The following is a 20,714-nucleotide window of genomic DNA, read 5'->3' as shown; positions in this document are numbered from 1 at the left end:
AGTTGTCTTTCGCTCGCCGCTGACCGCCGCAGAACACGTTTCTAACTTTCAATACCGTCGACAGTGAGGCTGCCTTGGCTCATGCAACGATACATCCGGTGTGGGTCCGCATCATCCATTGGATCAACGCAGCCGCTGTCATAGGCATGTGTCTGAGTGGCTGGCAAGTGTATAACGCGTCGCCCATCTTCAGGGCTATCCGGTTTCCGAGTTCCATCACACTCGGCGGCTGGCTAGGTGGTGCGCTGCTTTGGCATTTCGCGGTCATGTGGATACTGATCGCAAACTTCGTCGCATATCTGGTTCTAGGAACCTTGACGGGGCGCCTGCGCAAAAAATTCTTTCCCATCGGCATTCGCGCGATTGCCTCCGACCTGGGTGCCGCGCTACGCGGCAAGCTCAGTCATGCTGATCTCAGCCGCTACAACGCAGTACAGAAGTTTGCGTATCTCGTCGTGATCGCTGACATCGTGCTCGTGGTGGTATCAGGGCTGACTCTCTGGAAACCGGTTCAATTGCCGATCCTGCGAACGTTAATGGGCGGTTTCGACAACGCACGCATCGTCCACTTTGCCGCGATGAGCGTGCTCGTCGGTTTCTTCACGATACATGTCGTGATGGTTGCGCTGGTGCCGCGATCCTTGCTCACCATGATTCGGGGCCGCTAACCGTGACTTCACGAAAATCCGTACGACCGCTCGACGCTGCATCGATCATCAAGGATGCTGAAAAGGAACTGCAATCGCCCGCACGTCGCCTGTTTGGCAGGCGAATCCTGACCTTGGGTGGACTCGCGTTACTGTCGGGTTGCGATCTGACTAACGAAAAATCAGTCAACGCCATGTTGCGCAAAATGTCTTCATTCAACGATGACGCGCAAGCCCTGCTGTTCGATCCGCGCAAACTCGCGCCGGTCTATCCGGAATCGATGATCACGCGACCATTTCCATTCAATGCCTTCTATGACATTGACCAGGTACCAGACGTCGACGCACGCGCTTACCACCTGGAGCTCAGTGGTCTCGTCAAAGGCAAACGTATCTGGAGGCTCGAAGAACTGCATGCGTTGCCGCAGCAGAGCCAGGTGACGCGGCACATTTGCATTGAAGGTTGGAGCGCAATCGGCAAGTGGGGCGGCGTGAAATTCTCTGACTTTCTCTTGCGGGCCGGCGCCGATACAACCGCAAAATACGTCGCACTACATTGTGCCGACAACTACTGGACTAGCATCGACATGCCGACGGCGTTGCATCCGCAGACGCTGCTCACGCTGACTTACGACGGCAACATCCTGCCAGCGAAGTATGGCTTTCCCATGAAGCTTCGCATGCCCACGAAGCTCGGCTATAAAAACCCGAAGCACATCGTCGCCATTTCCGTAACCAACGAATTTCCCGGCGGCTATTGGGAAAACCAGGGCTACAACTGGTTCGGTGGATCCTGAACCACACGCCGTAAATGTCTTTTCACCTCAACCGATCTCACGGAGTAATTATGTCCACACGCTTGAAGCTCGCTGTTTCCTTCGTCGCATTGTCGCTCGCCAGCGCAGCGTTCGCTCAATCCTCAGCCGACAAGCCCGAACGAATCCGGGGCGAGATTGTGTCGTTCGCCGGCAGCACGCTCAAAGTGCATCGACGCAGTGGGGACACCGTGACGATCGACATGCAGGAGTCGTCGGGTGTCAACGCCGTCAAGGCGATCAAGCTTGCCGATATCAAGCCGGGCTCTTATGTCGGCGCGGCCGCCATGCCCGGCCCCGATGGCAAGCTGACCGCGAAGGAAGTTCTGGTCTTCCCGGAGGCCGCGCGTGGTACGGGCGAAGGCCACTACGCATGGGATCTCGGCGCGAATAGCACGATGACGAATGCCAACGTAGACACGGTGGTGCAAAGCACCAGCGGCCACGATCTCAGACTTTCATACAAGGGCGGCAGCAACACCATCACCGTGCCGGACAATGTGCCGGTCGTGACGCTCATTCCTGCAACCCGCGCTGAGTTGACGACGGGTAAGAAGGTGTTTGTCGTGGCCACGCCAATGACGGGCGGCACTTATGGTGGCAAGTTCGTTGTGGTCGAAAAGGATGGCGTTGCGCCGCCGATGTAAATGTGAAAGGAGTACGGCGTGCTTCTGGTTGGCGTCGTGCTACACCTGCGCCTTACTCCTTGCCGTTCGCTTCTTTTGTCGTCGCGACAAAATCAAGGCAAGCCCGGATCGGGTGCGAATGAAGGCGAATCGGTTGCGGCGTCCGCCTGAAAGAGCAGGGTACAGACGATGAGCGAGCCGAGGCGCATCGTCGCACCCGATCAGGCATCCAGACGGCCACTCGCTCTCGGAGTTACTTCTTCCAGATCCATGATCTGGGTTGGCTTCCCGGTGCTATTTCGGGCTAAACCATGAACTTGGCAGCCGCATCAATCAGTCGACTTTCCGAAATGCCACACACAGACGATTCAACCCGCTACATGCTACTGACTGGCGCGAGTCGTGGGATCGGACACGCAACTGTAAAACTGTTCCAGGAAGACAACTGGAAGGTTTTCACGGTTTCGCGACAGCCCTTTTCCGAGGACTGCAAGTGGCCAGCCGCGCGAGAGTCGCATATTCAGGCGGACCTTGCGGATCTGAATTCCGTCGAGAAGATTGCAGAAGAAGTACGTCGTCGACTTCCCGACGGCAAACTGCACGCGCTCGTGAACAATGCGGGGATCTCGCCTAAAGGCGAAGACCGAACGCGACTTGGCGTGCTCAAGAGCGACATCCGCACGTGGTCGACGGTCCTCGACGTCAATCTGATCTCCAATGCCTTGCTCGCGCGGGCTGTCTTTCCTGAACTGGCACGCGCCAAGGGCGCAATTGTCAATGTCACCTCGATTGCCGGTTTCAAAGTCCATCCCTTCGCAGGCGCTGCTTACGCGGTGTCCAAGGCGGCACTTTTCGCCCTGACGCGAGAGATGGCTCATGAGTTTGGACCGGAGGGCATACGTGTCAATGCGATTGCTCCGGGAGAAATTGATACTTCGATCCTGTCGCCGGGCACCGACGAGATCGTCAACAATGAGATTCCGCTTCACCGGTTGGGTAACCCTCGCGAGGTGGCGGAGACAATCCACTTCCTTTGCGGGCCGGCGGCGTCCTATATCAACGGCGCCGAGATTCACATCAACGGAGGGCAGCACGTGTGACCTGCCGGGCAACCGCGCGCTCGTCAACGACGTAGCGATTCGGTCACGGCCGACCTGGTGCAACGGCCTGCAAGCGAGAACGGCGTCGAGTGCCCGGGCCTTACGAGCACCTCGTCGCCATTTCACACAATTGATTACGCGGACGTACTGCGGTTAGCTTCGATAACCGTCAGCGCCGCCATGTTGACAATCCGCCGTACGGTCGAACTCGAAGTGAGGATGTTAATCGGCGCGTTGACGCCGAGCAGGAAAGGCCCCACAGCCACGTTACTGCCTGCTTCAGTCTTGAGGAGATTGTAGGCAATGTTGCCTGCGTCCACGTTCGGACAGACGAGGAGATTAGCCGGCCCCTTGAGTGGCGACGTGGGAAGAATGCGCAACCGCAATGCTTCATCGAGCGCGCAGTCTCCGTGCATCTCGCCGTCCGCCTCGATGTCAGGGGCCTGCTGCCTGACGATCTCCAGCGCCCGGCGCATCTTTATGCCGGAGGCTGCGCTACCTGAACCGAAGTTCGACCGTGAGAGCAGCGCAACCTTGGGCGTCAGGTTCAGCCATTCCATCTGCCGGGCCGCTGCAATCGTGAATTCTGCGATCTGCTCCGCATTGGGATCGTCGTTGATGTGCGTATCGGCCAGCGCTACCGTTCGCTGATCGAGCAACAGAATATTCATCGCCGCGTAGGTTGATGCACCGGGCTTCCTGCCGATCACCTGATCGACAAACCGCAGATGGTCGTGATACGCGCCGACGGTCCCGCAAATCATCCCGTCCGCATCCCCAAGCCGAACCATCATGGCGCCGATCAAGGTCAGGCGGCGCCGCATCTCGACCCGCGCCATCTCCTTCGATATGCCGTCCCGGCACATCAACTCCCAATACGTCGTCCAGTATTGCGGGAAGCGCTCGTCATATTCCGGATTGGTCACTTCGACATCCTGACCAAGTCGAAGGCGCAAACCGAATCGCTCGATGCGCGCCAGCAGCACCTCCGGACGCCCCACCAGGATCGGGCGTGCCAGCTTTTCGTCAACGATCACCTGCACGGCGCGCAGCACGCGTTCGTCTTCGCCTTCGGTAAAGACAATCCGTGCGTTGCCGCCGTCACGCACAAGCTGACGCGCCGTCGCGAACAGCGGCTTCATGAACGCCCCGGAGTGGTAGACGAACTGCTGTAGTTGCCCGACATACGCGTCCAGATCCGTCAGCGGCCGTGTGGCTACGCCGCTTTCCATAGCGGCTCGCGCCACGGCCGGTGCGATACGGACAATCAGACGCGGGTCGAATGGCTTGGGAATCAGGTAATGCGGGCCGAATACCACGTCGTCGGCACCATAAGCCGCCGCGACGACTTCGTTCTGTTCTTCTTCCGCGAGACGTGCGATGGCATGTACCGCGGCGATCTCCATTGCGCGGGTGATCGTCGTCGCGCCAACGTCCAGTGCACCGCGGAAGATGTAGGGAAAGCAGAGGACGTTGTTGACCTGGTTAGGGTAGTCCGAGCGGCCCGTTGCGATGACGACATCGTCGCGCGTGGCATGCGCCAGTTCCGGAAAGATTTCCGGCGTTGGGTTGGCAAGCGCGAGAATCAACGGACGCGCAGCCATCTGCTTGAGCATCTCCGCGCTCAGAATTCCGCCGACCGAAAGGCCGAGAAAAACGTCCGAGCCACTGATGACTTCGGCTAGCGTGCGGGCACTGGTTTCCTGCGCAAAGCGCGACTTTGCCGGGTCCATCAGCGTGGTACGACCGCGATACACGACACCTTCGATATCCGTCGCCCAGATGTTTTCGATGGGAAGCCCGAGCTCGACCAGCAAGTCCAGGCAGGCCAGCGCCGCAGCACCCGCCCCAGAAGTCACGACCTTCACCTCCGAGATCGACTTGCCGACAACCTTCAGTCCGTTGATGAAGGCAGCGCAGACGGTGATCGCGGTGCCGTGCTGATCGTCATGGAAGACCGGGATCTTCATGCGTTCGCGCAGTTTGCGCTCCACCGTGAAACACTCCGGGGCCTTGATGTCCTCGAGATTGATGCCGCCGAACGTAGGTTCAAGACCGGCGATGATGTCGACCAGCTTGTCCGGATCGGTCTCATTGATCTCGATGTCGAACACGTCGATGCCCGCAAACTTCTTGAAGAGTACGGCTTTGCCTTCCATGACCGGCTTCGATGCCAGCGCCCCGATGTTGCCGAGGCCCAGCACGGCGGTGCCGTTCGTGATCACGCCCACCAGATTTCCGCGGCTCGTGAAGCGGTGCGCCTGCAGCGGATCGGCCGCGATTGCCTCGCACACCCCGGCTACGCCGGGCGTGTAGGCCAGCGCAAGATCGCGCTGCGTGACGAGCGGTTTGCTGGCGACCACGGAGATCTTTCCGGAAGTCGGAAACTCGTGATAGTCGAACGCCGCCTGCTGTTGTGCCTCTGTCTGTTTCATGTTTTTGTTCCGAGCGCGTGCGCTGGGCCAGTCCCGGCGCGATCCGTTGAGACGATTCTAGAGATCGGCCATAAGGAGATGATTTTGTTTTAATATCGGTCCATCATTTTTTTGTGATGGGTGCGCGTCTTGTCAATGAATTTCGAGTCGGACGAAGTAGTCAGGCGGCTTGGCGCGCGTCTGAAAATGCGGCACCTGGTGCTGTTGCTGCAGATCCAGCAGCACGGCTCGCTGACGCGCGTGGCGGAGCACATGGCCAGCAGTCAGCCCGCCGTCACGAACGCGCTATCTGAACTGGAGAGCATGTTCAGCACGCCGCTTTTCGAGCGCTCTTCGCGTGGCATGCTGCCCACTGCGCTGGGCGCGGTCGTGCTCGAACGGGCCAAGGCGATGCTCAACGATCTCGACCATCTGGCCCGCGAGATGGAGGCAGTCGCTGCGGGGCATGCGGCCCACCTGCACATCGGCGTGATTCCGTTCATTTCGGGGCAGATGCTGTCGGCGGCACTCAAGCAACTGCAAGCGCGCATGGAGCGGCGTCTGACGGTGACGATTCACGAAGGAACGAGCGACCAACTCCTCCTGCAGCTCAAAGACCACATCGTAGACATCGTGATAGGGCGGGCGTCGTCAGCGATCGATCTGCAGCACATCTCGTTTGAGGTGCTATTCCGGCAGCAGCCTCGCTTGATCGCGAGCCGGCGTCTCGCGGCAAAACTGGCGCGCACGAAGCTGGATTGGAGCAGGCTGGTCACGCTGGACTGGATTCTCGGCGCACCCCATACACCCATGAGAGAACAGGTGACGGACCTGTTTCTCGCCGCCGGCATCCCGCCTCCCGTTCCTGTCGTCGAAAGTTATTCGTCGAAGCTCATCGGCGAAATGATTGCCTCAAGCGACGAGGCAGTATCGATCGTACCGGCCGATATCGCGGAAGAACTGGTGCGAATTGCCGGGGTGGCAATCGTACCTTACTCGTTTGTATGGACGCTCCCGCCCATCGCGTTGTTTACCCGCGCCGCAAAATCGCCGTCACCGGCGAGGGATTTGTTCGTTGAGGCGCTACGCAAGACATGCGGGGAGGCATGAGGGGCGGTGATATGGCTTCGCGGATCAATAACGTTCTTGTGGCAGAGCAAGCTTGATTTCTCTCTTCAACTCAGGGTCGACGCGTCTGAATGTGGTGGCAGTCGAAACAATCGACTCTTCCGAACAGAGCACTGCCCATCGAGCCGCCTGGCGAGTTGAGTTGACCCTTGAGGACTTCCCAAGGAATCATGCTATAGCGATGAGGGGCGTTGGGGTCGGCGTAGTAGATCGTGTCATGGTCGTCGACACCAAAGATAACAATGGCATGACGTCCGCCGAAACTGGATTTCGCGTCATATTTGTACACATATCCACTCTGATTCGGGAAAGGGTCTTGAACATAGTCCATGTCCATTAGTGAAACGCCCGGGCGAAAGACACTCGCATACAAGGGACCATACTTGCCGAGGCTATCCGCGACGAATGTCGTGTCATATTGGCCTCCGGCCAATATGACCGGTCTGATAAGCCCTGGAAGGAAGGCATCCAGAACGCTGAATCGTGCGTCGGAGCCGGCAGCTTCCCACTTGTTCTTGAGTGATCTTAAATGTTTGCGGTCGGCGCTCGCACCACTCGTTGCATACATTTTGCTAATGATGGCAGTCAACACCGAGCGGTAATCATATGGTTTCTTGGCGGCTGCCAGTTCAGTGATGATTTTACGCAGCTCATGTAACTCATGCCATTGCGCACGGCGGGTTTGATCCGCACCGATGTTATGGAAGCGAAGCATCATTTTCACCGCTGTATACCAGCAGGTTGGTCCTTTTTGAGCACCGACCGCTGGAAGGTCGTAGCGGATTGCCATATTTCAGATCTCCTATGAAATAGTGATGGAAGATGCACAAGTGCATTCCGCGTAACGTAGTCAAAAGTCAGTATCGCCCTACGTCATGATCATTGAAGGAGAACACCGTGTGCCGGTCAGATATTCCCGGGAGGTTATTATTTAATCCATCGACACCGGGTTTGTAGACAGGCGGTTAAGCCGACTAGCCAACCACTGTCTCATACGCTTGAACGACTGCTCGCAGGGGGCAGATGCGCCCGTCGAACCTCGCTGCAAGCGTTGACGTGACCTTCGCTTGTTGGCCGATAGCACCAGTTCGATGAACGTGCCGCCGTAAGGGTGTCGGAGTTATCACTGGCAGCTTTGCGGCGGTTTGTGCGAACGCGTACTACCGGCCAACTTGAGACGCTCGGCTCAATCGCCCGAACGGCCGTTTGCGATCAGAAATCTGCCCCAGGATTGGCGACTGCAGACGTTACGAAGGCGTTCGCCCCATCAGAGTCTTCCGCCGGTCGAAGGTTGTCCCTAATTTGCGCGTAACATAGGTAGCCTGATTGGATCTCGACGCTCGTCTACGTCTCTGGAGACGCTTACATGCGACTTGCCGACTTTATCTCGCGAGACATCGGACCGATTCTGGAGCAATGGGAGGCATTCGCCGGCACTCTCCTGCCGGCGGCGGCAAACATGGAATCGTTGGGGTTACGTGACCATGCGGAGCAGATCCTGCACGCCGTGGAAAAAGACTTGCGAACTTCGCAGACCAGGGAAGCCCAGCACGAAAAATCGTTGGGGAACGCCCCTGCACTGAACGACGCCACCGAAACAGCCGCGCAAACGCACGCCCTTCTAAGGGCGCGAGCCGGCTTCAGTATCAACCAGCTCGCCGCTGAATATCGCGCACTGCGCGCGAGCGTACTTCGTTTGTGGATGGACGATTGCGAGCCCGAAGCGCCCGATCTGAACGACATCATCCGCTTCAACGAAGCAATCGATCAGGCACTGGCTGAATCGGTCACCTTCTTCAGCGCCCAGGCGGAGCAGAACCGCAACCTTCTCCTTGGCATGCTGGGTCACGACATGCGGAACCCTCTCCAGGCGGTCCAGGTTACCGCTTCGTATCTGGCCGCGCTCAATGCCGGGGAACGAGTATCGGGAGCCGCCGCCCGTCTGATACGAAGTGGAGCGCGGATCCAGGCGTTGCTCGATGACCTGACCGATTTCAACCGGACCAAACTGGGCATGGGCATCAATGTAATGCCCACAAGCATCGATCTGGCCGATGTGCTGGCTGACGAGCTGGACGAGTTGCGTGCGATTCATCCTGACAGGCAGATTGAGTTGCAGGCGAGTGGTAATTCGCAGGGGCTCTGGGACGGCCGGCGCCTGCAGCAACTGGTTGGAAATCTCGTAACCAATGCCATCAAGTATGGCGCGCAGGACAAACCCGTGCGCGTGACCGTGACATGCGACGCAACGCATGTTCGTATCGAGGTCAGCAACTGCGGACCTGCTATAGACGGCGCAATGTTGACGCGCATCTTCGATCCCCTGACGCGGGGGCCGGAGCATTACGGCACGGACGGGAGTGCGGGTAGCCTCGGACTTGGTCTGTACATCGCAAGCGAAATCGCCAAGGCCCACCACGGTGCGATCGAAGCACGATCCGACGAAGTGGAGACTTCATTTTCCGTGTCACTCCCGCGAGTGGACGGAACTGAGACAAGGAGCTGACGTTTTGCCGCAGCGCGCAGTAGTGCCGGATGTCGATCGTCACACTTTGTGCAGCACAGGGGAGGGCGCCATTAATCTGTCGAGTCCAAATGGCGCCTTTGGGTGGTCGTCCTGGGCCGATTGTCGTCGAGCTCTGTGCGGCCGCAAACAATCATTCGAGGTTAGGCTTAGAATCGCCGACAATCGACCGTCTGTGTGCCGCAGCTATCCTCAGCGGCGAGAACGCCAGGTTGATGGCTTTGGTATGCGTCGTGCAAGCGGGCTACTGCCCGCTCCAGTCGCCGGAGTAAAGGTCATAGACAGACCATCATGTGCTGTAGCGCTGCTCTAGTCGTGTCCTCTCCGACGGTGTTAAACAAGCGGGTCGGGATTGAAATCCCGACGTGCTCGGTGTCGATCGAAAATACACCACAACAGGAGCCGACTCCATGGCGACTTACATTATCTTCACCAAGGAAAGCACGCAGGATCAGGGGGAGCTCGACATCTACCAAAGCAAGGTGGGCGAGACCTTCAAAGATCATCCTGTCAAGATCCTCGCTGCGTACGGGCCCCAACAGGTTCTTGAGGGCGAAGCGCCAGAGGGCGTCGTGATCGTGGAATTTCCGTCGACTGCGACCGCGCGCGCGTGGTACGACAGCCCGGCGTATCAAGCAGTCGCCCAGCACCGGTTCAAGGGTGCGCGTTATCGCGCCGTTCTTGTCGAAGGCATGTGACGAAAGGCTGCGACGCTCGAGCCCGTGGGTTCAACGGGCTCGAGGTGGGACTGACGCGTCAAGAGAGCGTCTGTGTACCGTCCGCAAGCATACATCGCGTATTGCCGGGGCGAGGCGTTTCAAGGTTTAGCTCCGATCGGCCCGCCGTCGGCCAACATGCGTCGTTCGATGGGACTCGCACCGAGACGGATCGGCCCGACTTGATTTGAACGTCGACGTTTTCGCGGTGTACAACCCATGCGAGCACCGCAGTGAGTAAGCCTCGTAGTTGAACATGAGCGGGCTCGTACCAGCAGCGGTAGTGGCGAGACCGAGCATCAGAAGCGCGGGACCAGCGACGCCGCCCGCGACGATCGCGCCAGGCAGCCAGGGAATCCCGGCTGTCTGAATCCGGCTTTCGTTTCAGCGTTCCCAGCAGTATGTCGCAAGCGTTGGACGAGGATCACAACGGAGAGTCCAAAACCGCTCCCGATGCAAAACAGCCTGCAACCATGAAGGGAGATACGCCATCAACGAGCATCTTCGCAAGCGGCGTCGTTGCGCCGGAATGCGCGGCCCCGAGAAGCGCCATAAGGCGGTGTTGCGGCGAACGTGCATAAAAAGAAAACCTTGGCGGCTATGAGGTCAACAGATCTTCAAGACGGTCAAATTGCAGTGGCTTCAATACGTAGCCGTTGAAGTCGCCAAGACTGATGCCTTGCTCCAAACCGACGTGCCCCGTCATTGCGAGGATTTGCGAATGTCGCGAAGAGCCATCGCGTCGCATCTCGGCGCAAACGTCTCGACCATCTGCGTGTCCTAGATGAAGGTCGAGGAGTATCAAGTCGAATGTAGCTGCGCGTGCAAGCTCAACTGCTGCCTGCCTGCCGTATGCAACCGAAGCTTCGTGCCCGATCGCTATCACGCGGGCGGCTAGAGCATCGGCCGAGCCTGGATCGTCGTCAACAATCAGGACATTCAAGACATATCTCCCTGGATACCTTTGCGCAGCTCATAATATCCTTTACAACCTCCAGGCTCGCTTTCGCACCGGGCAGGATCCTTGGGCTCGCGCAAAAATCGGAACGCTGCCGTGAAAACGAGACGTTCGGCACTGCGGCGATCCGTCCAACGACACTTTGGCAAAAGCCGCTCGCGCCGTTTCGCGCGTAAGCTGGGGCTCCTGACTGCATATTGATGTGGTTGCCTTTAGCCCGCAGGTTCTACGTTTCGTCGCGAGCCTGACGAGCCCGGTCAATGGCCGCAAGTAAAGCAGTCAGCGACACCGGCTTCCCGACATGGGCATCAAAGCCAGCCTCCAGCGCTTCGGTCACGTCTTTGTCGCGCCCAAATCCGGTCAAAGCGATTGCTGGGATGGTTGCCGTTTGAGGTAACTTCCGCAGTTCTACAATGAGTTCATAGCCGCTCATTCCCGGCATCCCGATGTCCGAAAGGATGAGATCGAATGGTGCTTCGGATGCTGCGGCTAGCGCTGCTTTCCCGCCGAGTTCGGCTCGAACTTTTGCGCCTTCCATTTCCAGCAGCGTGCGGAACGCGTCGAGCGTATCGGCAGAATCGTCGACGAGCAGCACGCGCAAATCCTTAAGGATGTTTCCGTCCACCTCGGGGCGCCTTAGTTCCTCAGACAACGGGGTTGCGATTTCGGGCAGTCTCACGCAGAACGTCGAACCTCGCCCGACGCCGTCGGATTTCGCGGTGATCTGCCCTCCATGCATTTCCACCAGCTGCTTCACCAGTGAGAGGCCGATCCCCAGGCCCCCATGCTCCCGGGCGGCGCCAGTTTTCGCCTGACTGAACATGTCGAAGACGCGAGGAAGAAAATCAGGTGCGATCCCCTGTCCGGTATCTTCAACCTGTACGCATACAAATCCATCTTCCGGCAAAAGCGTCACGCCGACGCGGCCGCCCGCCGGGGTGAACTTCAGCGCATTGCGGATGATGTTCCAGAAGACCTGTTCCAGACGGACCGGGTCAGCCTGTATCTGCACAGGGCCGTCCATACCGGATACAGATAAGTCAATGCCAGCAGCGGTCGCATCAGATGCGCTCGCGTCAACCACTGTGCGCACGGTCGCTGAGATATCGACGCCGGTCAGATGTAGCGCAAGCTTGCCGGTTCGCGCCCGCGATAGATCAAGCAGATCGTCAATAATCTTTGCCTGCCCGACGACCGAGCGGAGGATCACTCCGGTTGCGTTTCGAACGAGCGGACTTTCGCGCAATTCCGGTGCGCGCGTCAGCATCTCCGCCTGTACGTGGATCAGGTTCAGCGGGTTTTTCAGTTCATGCGACAGCACCGCAAAGAATTCATCTTTCTGCCGGTTCGACGAAACGGCGCGTGTGCGGACCCGCCGTTCCAGCTCGAGCTGGTTAGCCTGGCGGCTTTCAGCACTTTTCCGGTCCGTCAGATCCCGCGCAATTTTCGCGTAGCCCCGGAAGCCCCCCGTGTCGATCGCCGTCACCACGCCACTGCAATAGATCTGCCTGCCGTCCTTGCGCACATGCCACCGTTCATCTTCGGCGCGGCCTGCACTGCTGGCGTTCTGCCTCTCGGCCAGCGGCACACCCCGTTCCCGGTCTTCCGCTGAAAAGATCAGATCGACCGGTTTTCCGATCATCTCTGCCTCTGCATAGCCGAACACGTTCTGCGCACCCCGGTTCCAGCTTACGATCACGCCGTCCAGGTCCTGTACGATGATCGCGTAGTCGTTTGTGGTGAGTGCGGCAAACTTCAACCGTTCTTCGCCTGCTCGCGCCACCTCTTCCGCGCGTCGCCGCGCCGTGATGTCGATCAGGGTCAGCACCGCGCCCTCAATGCGATCGTCGAGTGTCCGGTACGGCATCAGCCGCGCGATGAACCACTGTCCATCGTTCGTGCTGACTTCCCGTTCCGTCGCCTTGAGTTCCTCGAATGCCGCCGCCGCATCCTGCGCAAGTTGCGGATAATCCAGGCGGTGCCGGAGATCCAGCAACGGCCGGCCGATGTCAGTCCCGATCAGATTGAAGATGCCGACGGCAGGCGCGGTAAAGCGCTTGATGCGCATCGACCGATCGACAAAGATCGTCGCAATGCCGCTCGACGCGATGAGATTCTGAAGGTCATCGTGGGCTCGTGCTCGTCTTCGACCTTCGTCTGAAGCTCGGCATTCACTGTGACCAGTTCCTCATTGACCGACTGGAGCTCTTCCTTGCTGGTTTCGAGTTCTTCCGTGGCTGAACGCATTTCCTCGTTGATCGCCTGCAGTTCCTCGTTCGACGCTTTCAGTTCCTGGGTCGACAGGTTCGATTGTTCAACGCTGGACTGCAGCAGTTCTTTCGTGCGGATCAGTTCCGTTTCGAGATGCGACACGACCCGGCCGTGGCCAGGGCCGGGCGCCTCATCACGTGGACCCTTGCCGTCGGGTTCCTCGAATTCATCGAAGAAGATGGCGACGACATCGCCGCCGGCCGCGTCGTCGTGGAATGGATGGACAGACAGGTTGACGTAGGAGGAGGCGTCACCCCGAGAAAACCGCACCCGTTTGACCTCGACGCTTTTGCCATCCTGTAGCGCCTGATAGAGCGCAGTTCTCAGTTCGAGACGGAGATCGGGATTCACGACGGTCAGCAGATTATGCGAAGGCTCGCCGCCGACGTAACGCAAAAATCGCCCGACGCGCTCGGACATATGCAGGATTTCCGCGTCGCGGTCAACCAGAATGCTCGGTGGCGAGAAGTGTTCGATCACCCGCTGATGCAGCGGCGCAAACGAAAAACTTGCCGGCCTCGGCAAAGGTCGCGCGACATCGACGTGCGATGCCTGCGGTATTTTTCCGGCTGACCCCAACGCGGGCGTCACGCGCATTCTGTGAGCGGCAGGTTTTGCACGGTAGATGCGGTTTTTCTTGTCAACTGGCGCAAACAGGTCGCCCGCTATCTCGGCTGACTCGGAATTTCCCAGAAAAAGATGCCCGCCAGGGCGCAGCGAGAAATGGAACGTCTGCAATACCTGCCGCTGGACATCCCGGTCAAGATAGATAAGCAGGTTGCGACACGTCACGAGGTCGAGTTGTGAAAAGGGCGGATCGCGCAGGATGTTGTGCGCCGCAAAGAGGACCTTTTCCCTGAGCGCCTTGCTGACGACGTAAAAGCCCCGTGTGTGGGTGAAAAACTGCCGCAGCCGGGAGGGCGGCACATCGGTCAGGATCGACTCGAGATACCGGCCGGACCGCGCCGACTCGATGGCGCGTTCATCGATGTCGGTGGCGAATACCTGAATGCCTGGCTGGGGACTTTCTTCACCCAGCCGTTCGCATAACAGCATGGCGAGCGAATACGCCTCTTCGCCCGTCGAGCAACCAGCCACCCAGGCGCGAACCTGCTCCCCGTCATCCCTGCCTTCGAACATGCCGGGCACGACCTCCCGCTCCAGGGCTTCGAACGCTTCGCGATCGCGGAAGAAATTCGTGACGCCGATCAGCATGTCACGAAGCAACGCCCGATTTTCGTCGGGATGGCGCTCGAGAAACAGGAGGTAAGAAGGCAGATCAGGAAGCGCATTCACCTGCAGGCGGCGTTCGATGCGCCGCAGTACCGTCGCGCGCTTATAGTGACGGAAGTCGTGTCCGGTGTAATTCCGCAGTCCCTTAAGGATTTCCTGCAACGCGCTTTCCGCCGCCGCGGCGTTTTCGCCTGGCGGGGCGGCAACTACCGGAAGCTCGCCTTCAACCACAGGTAGTTGGATCAACTGCGCATTGGCCCACAATTCGATCAGCTTTTGCGGCAGATCGACGACGGGCAGCGACATATCGATCAGCCCGGTCGCGATTGCGCTTTGCGGCATCTCGCCGTACTCCGCGTCGTCCGGGCTCTGAGCCAGTGTGACGCCGCCACATTCCTTGATCCGCCCGATCCCGACCGTGCCGTCACTGCCTGTGCCGGACAGGATCACGCTGATGGCGCGAGTGCCATGAACGTCTGCCAGGCTCCGGAAAAAACGGTCGATGGCCACGGGCCTACCTGAAGAGCGCTCCGCCGGCGTCACGCGAAGATAGCCGTCGAACATGGACAGGTCATTGGAGGGCGAAATCAGATAGACGCTGTTCTTCTCGATGTGCGTGGGCTCGCGAACCTGCCTGACGGGCATGGAGGTTACCCGCTGCAGCACCTCGTCAGCACGACTTTCGTACTTCGGGGAGAGATGCAACACAATGACGAATGCCATACCGCTGTCCGCAGGCATCTGCTCGAAGAGCCGAAGAAGCGCCTGAATGCCGCCCGCCGACGCGCCGATGCCTACGACGGGAAACGTCGGTGAAGCGGAGGGCGTAAGCGTTGCGCCCGAGCGCTCGGAGCCCGGCTCAGAGGATGTGGTAGCTGTCATTTGGAGACGATCCGCCGACGATAGGCGGGCCAGTTTGCGTGAGACGGAGAAAGTCGGATACTCAGCGTACACCGGCCTACGCCGGGAGGGAAGCACAAGCCAAGCCGGCACCCGACGGTCGACTGAAGTTCGTAATAATGACCGGGGCTCGTATCGCCAGAAGGAGAAATCGGCAATAGTCTAGTCGGAACGGGGGTCGCTCCGCCCGCTAAATTAGCGTACGCAGGAAATTGTCGGTCGGCAATGTGCCAGACAAGAGACGCTCGCAAATATGGCGCGACTGACTCAATTGGGTCGCGTGCTGCCCGTTGCAACCGGGCGTCTGAAGCTTTGGGTGCAGATGCATGGGCAGCACGCGGTCAGTACCGTTCTTGCTGCGACGTTCGGAAGTCTGTTTTTGCAGCAAACCCGTCAGCATTGCGGCCCATCAAGCGTTTTGCACAATCGGTGTCGGTAGAAATTCGACAAGCGACGGTAGACCGTCCATCTCGCTTCAACGGACGGTCGCGCGCGACCCGACGAGCACAAAGGTGAGGTCCCACAAGATCAGCGCAAGCGCACGTACGATGCAGCGCAGCCGTTCGCCCTCGATCGTGCCAAGCGGGCAGTTTCAGAGTGCGGTCCTTGCCGTCCAGGCCACGTTGGCCCGCACAGACTGTCAAGCGCCGCCCGATGCCGCCGGCAGTCCCTCCGTCTTCCACCGCAGCATGCCGCCAGCGAGATTGGCCACCTTCCCGAAGCCTGCCCTGGTCAGTAACACGCTGGCTTGGGCCGAACGTACTCCGGAGCGGCACACGGCCACGACTGGCCGCTCGCGATCCAGTTCGTCCAGCCGGCTCATCAACTGCGAAAGTGGCACCAGCTTCGCGCCTGGCAGGTGGCCCAGACGATCGATGAACTCCGGCGCCTCGCGCACATCGACGATCTGTAGCGTTGCCCCGTACTCTAGCAGCGCCATCGGCTCGATTTCCCACACGCCGCTGAAGCGCAGCGTCAGGGGCGCCCAGTCGGGATTATCGGCCGCAGCCGCGTCGTCCTCCGGTTGTCCGCAGCGCAGGTTTGCGGGCACCGCCACGGCCATCAGCTTGGGATGAGGCAAATTCAGGTTGTTCATATGGCCCGTGAAGTCGCCGACGTCCACGGCGCCGCCGAGGCGCGGGTTGAAGCGCTGCTCCTCGGCCACGCTGGTGACGGTGATGCCGCGATAGTCGTGCGCAGGATAGAGCAGGCAGTCGTCGGGCAGCGTCAGGATCTGCCCGCGCACCGATGCGAACAGCAGGCGCGGGCTCCCTTGCTGGAAATCGGTGCGGCCACAGCCGCGAATCAGCAAGCTGTCACCGGTAAAGGCCATGCTCTGGTCGTCCAGAACATAGGTCAGGCAGCCATTGGTATGACCGGGCGTTGCGCGCACGGTCAGGTGGCGCATGCCGAAGTCGATTCGATCGCCGTGCTGCAACGGCCGGTTCACTCCCTCGGCGCCGACGACCGCGGCGAGTGCGATCAGGCTGCCGCAACGCTGGCGCAAGCGCCACGCGCCGGTCACGTGGTCGGCGTGCACGTGCGTGTCGAGCGTAGTTCGCAGTCGCAGTCCCAACTCCTGCAGCAGCGCCAGGTCCCGCGGCACCTGCTCGTACACAGGGTCGATCAGAAGTGCTTCACCGCTGTCACCCAGCAAGTAGGTGTAGGTGGACGAGGCAGGGTCGAAGAGCTGGCGAAAGATCATCGCGGACCTCTGAAGGGGGAGGGAGGCACGACGGCCCAGCAGGGGCTGCCGTGCCTGCGCTCAGCCCGGCTGCCGGGTGGTGCGCAAGTACGGCTTGATGGTCTTGAAGCCAGGAAAGGACTGCTCCGCCTCTTCGTTGCTTACCGCGGGCGTGATAATGACGTCCTCGCCCTGCTTCCAGTTGACCGGTGTGGCTACTTTGTATTTCGCGGTTAGCTGCATCGAATCGAGCACGCGCAGGATTTCGTCGAAGTTGCGGCCAGTGGTCATCGGATAGGTCAACATCAGCTTGATTTTCTTGTCAGGCCCGATGATGAAGACAGAGCGCACGGTGGCGTTGGTGGCGGCGGTGCGCCCCTCGCTCGTCTCGCCCGCATCTGCCGGGAGCATGTTGTACAGCTTGGCCACGGCCAGATCGGTGTCCCCGATCATCGGGTACTTGACGGCGGCTCCCTGAGTCTCTTCGATGTCTGCGGCCCATTTGGCGTGGTCTTCGACTGGATCGACCGACAGGCCGATCAGCTTGGCATTGCGTCGCGTGAACTCCGGCTCGATTTTCGCCATGTAGCCCAGTTCAGTGGTGCAAACCGGCGTGAAATCCTTCGGATGCGAGAACAGGATGGCCCATTGGTCCCCAATCCAGACGTGGAAATCAATGATGCCCTGCGTGGTGCTCGCGGTAAAGTCGGGGGCGACGTCGTTGATACGAAGTGACATATGGCCATCCTGTGAAATAGTCGATTTTGCGGAAGACTTGATCGAGGCCTGCAGATCTCGCTCGATTGGATCGGGGACGAGCGCCCCTTGATTTCCAAACTATATTCACCCACATCGAAATCCGGCCGGGCTCTCGTCTGCGGACGGCAGCGTTAGAAACGAAGCCCCCAATATACGATTATGGGCGTTTAACGAAACTGCGCGGCATTTAATGACCGTCCGTTTGTTCGGCGGCACACAGAATCAGCCGGCTGAGCGACTTGTGTACGTCGGAAACGGTCGGTTTAGTGGCGTGAGTTGGGCGGTGGCTCGGGGTCGCTCACAATCTTCCTCTTGGGCAGCGGCCGGCTAGGAGCGGACAATTGCCGGCAACAACGGATTGCCTCCGGCCACGTTGCTATCCGGCTGGCGCTGTGGGCGCTGTGGTCGCTGTGGTCGCTCGCTGAGCCGGGGACTTGAGTTTGTACATCCTGGAACTTTTCGCGGCATTTCGGCCGCCGCGCAAGATGCAGTCGTATCGCATACACGTCCCGTGTAGCCTCCTTTCCGGCGAACGTCCGCCGCGCCCCCACAAACATCGCAAACCGGTCGGCGGTATTCGTTCGCGGAACGCGGAACAGTACGTTCGCGGCGATCGCTTGCGAACGACAAAAAGCGATATCTGCGTTACCGACGACATCAAGCGAATGAGGCAAGCGGGTGCGCCACGCCAGTCACGCGAAGGTGCGAGAACCGCTGCCCGTCGCGACCGAGGTCGACACATCAGCCCATTAAACCGTCATCGAAATGCGACCAGACAACATTTGAGAGGAAAAGTGAAGCTAACGGTCTCTGGCGCAAGCGTTGCCGTCCGTCATCGACAGCGAGTCGTCCGCGGGACGGGAGCGGCGAGGCCAGTCTTCAGGCGCCGGAGTTCTGCGGCGCAGCTTGTCAAACGGCGCCCATGCTCGGTTTAAGAGAGCAAGGGATGCTGGTAGAGGGGACGCCGTCTGGGCTAGACAATCGCTATCTTGTACTGATCTCCCGAAAACCCTCACCGTTAAGCCGGATCCCGCGCCGCATCCCCTCGGGTGCGTGCACTGAACGCCGCATCGAGCTCGCGCGTGCGTTTGACTTCGCCTCCCTGCAGATGCATCGACGTCATCGCCGCCGACGCCAGGCGCAGGTATTGCGCACGATCGTGAGCTCCGCCCACGCGAGCGATGGCCTGACCGTCCGGCTCATCGGTTTCGGCCGCCGCTCGACCGGTCAGCGCGCCGAGCGGGCCGACTGCAATCTATCGACCGGTGAAGCGCTCATCATTGCCACCGCGAGAACTACAATCTCTCCGCCGCCAAGGCATTCGAGGATGCAGTGAACGTCAGATGAATGTCGACGATCGATTTTGGTCGCTGCGGCGTAACGGAATCAACGCACGGCGGGCCAGGCTGCGCCCCCATGCCGACCGTCCCTCCTTGTGGGCACATGCGTACCTGCGCGGCTGCGTCAAAAAGCGCTGTCCCGGCTTGACGCAGCTGCGCTGAGCAATGGACCGCGAATTTCACCGTGTAGCCGCACGGCCTAACTCTCGACACCAACATGGCCGCACGATCCAATGCACGCGGCAACTTAAACGTCCCTGGCGATCGCTTTCCGCGCGACAAGGCCCAACCATGCGGTGATTCCGGAGCGGCCTGCAATGCTGACGGTGCGTCTTGGTCCGAGGAGGATTGCGCCAACACATAGCGCAAGGAGAAGCGTCACGCGCGGTGCGTTTGCCAACGAAGTCACGACGCTGGCCACCGCCGAGCGCGTCTGCACGCGAACAGCCGGGACCGCGAGTGGAGCGCGGTTCGCTACGAGCAACGCCTCGCGCGACGCCGCCATGCGCAGTAGGATTGCGGTCTGGACTTCCGTGGGGGTACGTTCGTAGTTCAACTCAGCGCCTCCTTCAGTGTGTCGAGATCGTCGCGGATTTCCCTCTGCAAAACATGCAGTGAGCGTCCAGGTTTCTGCGACCGGACGATAACGAAGGAGACGATCGATAGAGCCAGCCACATCACGGCAACGCCCCATACAACGTGCAGAAAATAGGGCGTTCCCCAAGCCGTCGCGATGACCGCGATGCATACAAACGAAAGGGTGAAAAGGCCAGCGACCGCGAGGGCGACAAGCGCGCTTAACTCGCGGACAAGACGTTTCCGGGTCTCCTCCAGTTCGACACCGAGGAGTTCGCCATAATCGGTGGCCCGTTCGACACAGAATCTGCCGACGTTCCGCCACTGTGTGACTTTCGAACGCATGGACATGCTGGAACTCCTCGATATCGCTTGTTTCACAAACGCGGCGATGGCCAGCCGACCGCTGTCGTCTGCACCCCGACATTCGCGCCGAAGTACAGACGCAATCCCCTTACTCCCGATCTCTTCAGTCGTCCCTTGAATTATTGGACCTCGCGCGGTTCACCGAACGAAGCGCGCCGAGTACGAAGCCGATGCCGGCAGCCACTGCCAACGCAGCGAATGGCCGCTCCACCGTGGCTTCGCGAACGACATCCGCCAGGTCGGCGTAGACTTGCTGTGCCTTTCCGCTCAACTCCCTGGCTTTGCCGCTGACTTGCGCGCCGGCATCGCCCAGCAGATCGCCGGCGGCTTGCTGCACGTCACCGACAGCCTCGCGTAGCGTTCCTTCTCCTTCAGTCGTTTCCATTGCCTACTCCTCCAGTGGGTGCGATCGGGCCGCACAGGGAAATGCGCCTGACTGAGCAGTCGAGCCTTCGCTGTCCGCACAGTCCGCTCTACGAGCGGGACGCCGTGCTAGAGGTTGCGCAAAAGTTAGACCCGCCTCGACAGCTCGTTAGGCGCACACCACGCCAGGCGCCTTTAGCACTGTTTCGTTGAATGTGATGCCAGAACGCAGATCACGAGTTACATGAGGGGGTAAAAGAATGCCAGGAATACCAAACATGCCGTATCCGCTGA

General features: G+C 59.7%; 14 protein-coding genes and 1 pseudogene. 7 read left to right on the top strand and 8 right to left on the bottom strand.

What is annotated here, in order from left to right:
* Positions 1–74 precede the first annotated feature (74 nt).
* The 4 genes from ACZ9H4_RS16140 (at position 75) to ACZ9H4_RS16125 (ending at position 3,188) form a co-directional block, all read left to right on the top strand.
* Complete coding sequence (locus ACZ9H4_RS16140; protein ID WP_408153421.1) at positions 75–668, top strand: cytochrome b/b6 domain-containing protein; 594 nt, start codon at positions 75–77, stop codon at positions 666–668.
* Between the two features lie 2 nt (positions 669–670).
* Positions 671–1,444 (top strand): molybdopterin-dependent oxidoreductase, encoded by a 774-nt coding sequence (locus ACZ9H4_RS16135; RefSeq protein WP_476119630.1) that lies wholly within the window; start codon positions 671–673, stop codon positions 1,442–1,444.
* A gap of 50 nt (positions 1,445–1,494) precedes the next feature.
* Positions 1,495–2,109, top strand: a complete 615-nt coding sequence (locus ACZ9H4_RS16130) for a hypothetical protein (RefSeq protein ID WP_476119846.1) — start codon at positions 1,495–1,497, stop codon at positions 2,107–2,109.
* Between the two features lie 290 nt (positions 2,110–2,399).
* Complete coding sequence (locus tag ACZ9H4_RS16125) at positions 2,400–3,188, top strand: SDR family oxidoreductase (RefSeq protein WP_476119628.1); 789 nt, start codon at positions 2,400–2,402, stop codon at positions 3,186–3,188.
* Between the two features lie 134 nt (positions 3,189–3,322).
* Here the strand turns inward: ACZ9H4_RS16125 and ACZ9H4_RS16120 are convergent, their stop codons facing one another.
* Positions 3,323–5,623, bottom strand: coding sequence for an NADP-dependent malic enzyme (locus tag ACZ9H4_RS16120; protein WP_408327686.1), 2,301 nt, complete (start codon positions 5,621–5,623; stop codon positions 3,323–3,325).
* A 135-nt stretch (positions 5,624–5,758) separates the two neighbouring features.
* On the opposite strand from ACZ9H4_RS16120, the gene ACZ9H4_RS16115 reads away from it, so the two are divergent.
* The gene (locus tag ACZ9H4_RS16115; protein ID WP_408141428.1) at positions 5,759–6,712 is read left to right on the top strand and encodes a LysR substrate-binding domain-containing protein; all 954 of its coding nucleotides are present in this window, start codon (positions 5,759–5,761) and stop codon (positions 6,710–6,712) included.
* A gap of 70 nt (positions 6,713–6,782) precedes the next feature.
* On the opposite strand, the gene ACZ9H4_RS16110 is transcribed toward ACZ9H4_RS16115, so the two are convergent.
* Entirely contained in the window at positions 6,783–7,520 is a 738-nt protein-coding gene (locus ACZ9H4_RS16110) for a hypothetical protein (RefSeq protein WP_476119626.1), read from the bottom strand.
* 576 nt (positions 7,521–8,096) lie between these two features.
* Between ACZ9H4_RS16110 and ACZ9H4_RS16105 the strand changes: the two genes are divergently transcribed.
* A complete protein-coding gene (locus ACZ9H4_RS16105; protein ID WP_476119624.1) occupies positions 8,097–9,236 on the top strand; it encodes an ATP-binding protein in 1,140 nt (379 codons plus the stop codon).
* A gap of 428 nt (positions 9,237–9,664) precedes the next feature.
* Positions 9,665–9,952 (top strand): DUF1330 domain-containing protein, encoded by a 288-nt coding sequence (locus ACZ9H4_RS16100; RefSeq protein WP_408141425.1) that lies wholly within the window; start codon positions 9,665–9,667, stop codon positions 9,950–9,952.
* Between the two features lie 616 nt (positions 9,953–10,568).
* On the opposite strand, the gene ACZ9H4_RS16095 is transcribed toward ACZ9H4_RS16100, so the two are convergent.
* The 6 genes and pseudogenes from ACZ9H4_RS16095 to ACZ9H4_RS16070 form a co-directional block, all read right to left on the bottom strand.
* Positions 10,569–10,913: a response regulator gene (locus ACZ9H4_RS16095; RefSeq protein WP_476119621.1), complete on the bottom strand. Its 345-nt coding sequence runs from the start codon at positions 10,911–10,913 to the stop codon at positions 10,569–10,571.
* 241 nt (positions 10,914–11,154) lie between these two features.
* Positions 11,155–15,314, bottom strand: a pseudogene (locus ACZ9H4_RS16090) (CheR family methyltransferase).
* A 658-nt stretch (positions 15,315–15,972) separates the two neighbouring features.
* Positions 15,973–17,037 (bottom strand): MBL fold metallo-hydrolase, encoded by a 1,065-nt coding sequence (locus ACZ9H4_RS16085; RefSeq protein ID WP_408153441.1) that lies wholly within the window; start codon positions 17,035–17,037, stop codon positions 15,973–15,975.
* Positions 17,038–17,097: 60 nt separating this feature from the next.
* Positions 17,098–17,754 carry a peroxiredoxin gene (locus tag ACZ9H4_RS16080; RefSeq protein ID WP_476119619.1) on the bottom strand — a complete coding sequence of 219 codons (657 nt, stop codon included), beginning with the start codon at positions 17,752–17,754 and terminating at the stop codon, positions 17,098–17,100.
* Positions 17,755–19,667: 1,913 nt separating this feature from the next.
* Positions 19,668–20,042, bottom strand: a complete 375-nt coding sequence (locus ACZ9H4_RS16075; protein ID WP_408141420.1) for a phage holin family protein — start codon at positions 20,040–20,042, stop codon at positions 19,668–19,670.
* Between the two features lie 118 nt (positions 20,043–20,160).
* Positions 20,161–20,442 carry a CsbD family protein gene (locus ACZ9H4_RS16070; protein WP_476119617.1) on the bottom strand — a complete coding sequence of 94 codons (282 nt, stop codon included), beginning with the start codon at positions 20,440–20,442 and terminating at the stop codon, positions 20,161–20,163.
* Positions 20,443–20,714: the final 272 nt, after the last annotated feature.

Source organism: Paraburkholderia sp. TE9906, assembly GCF_056279605.1.
The sequence above is the reverse complement of the archived record's forward strand: the minus strand, read 5'-3'. Positions and strand labels throughout refer to the sequence as shown.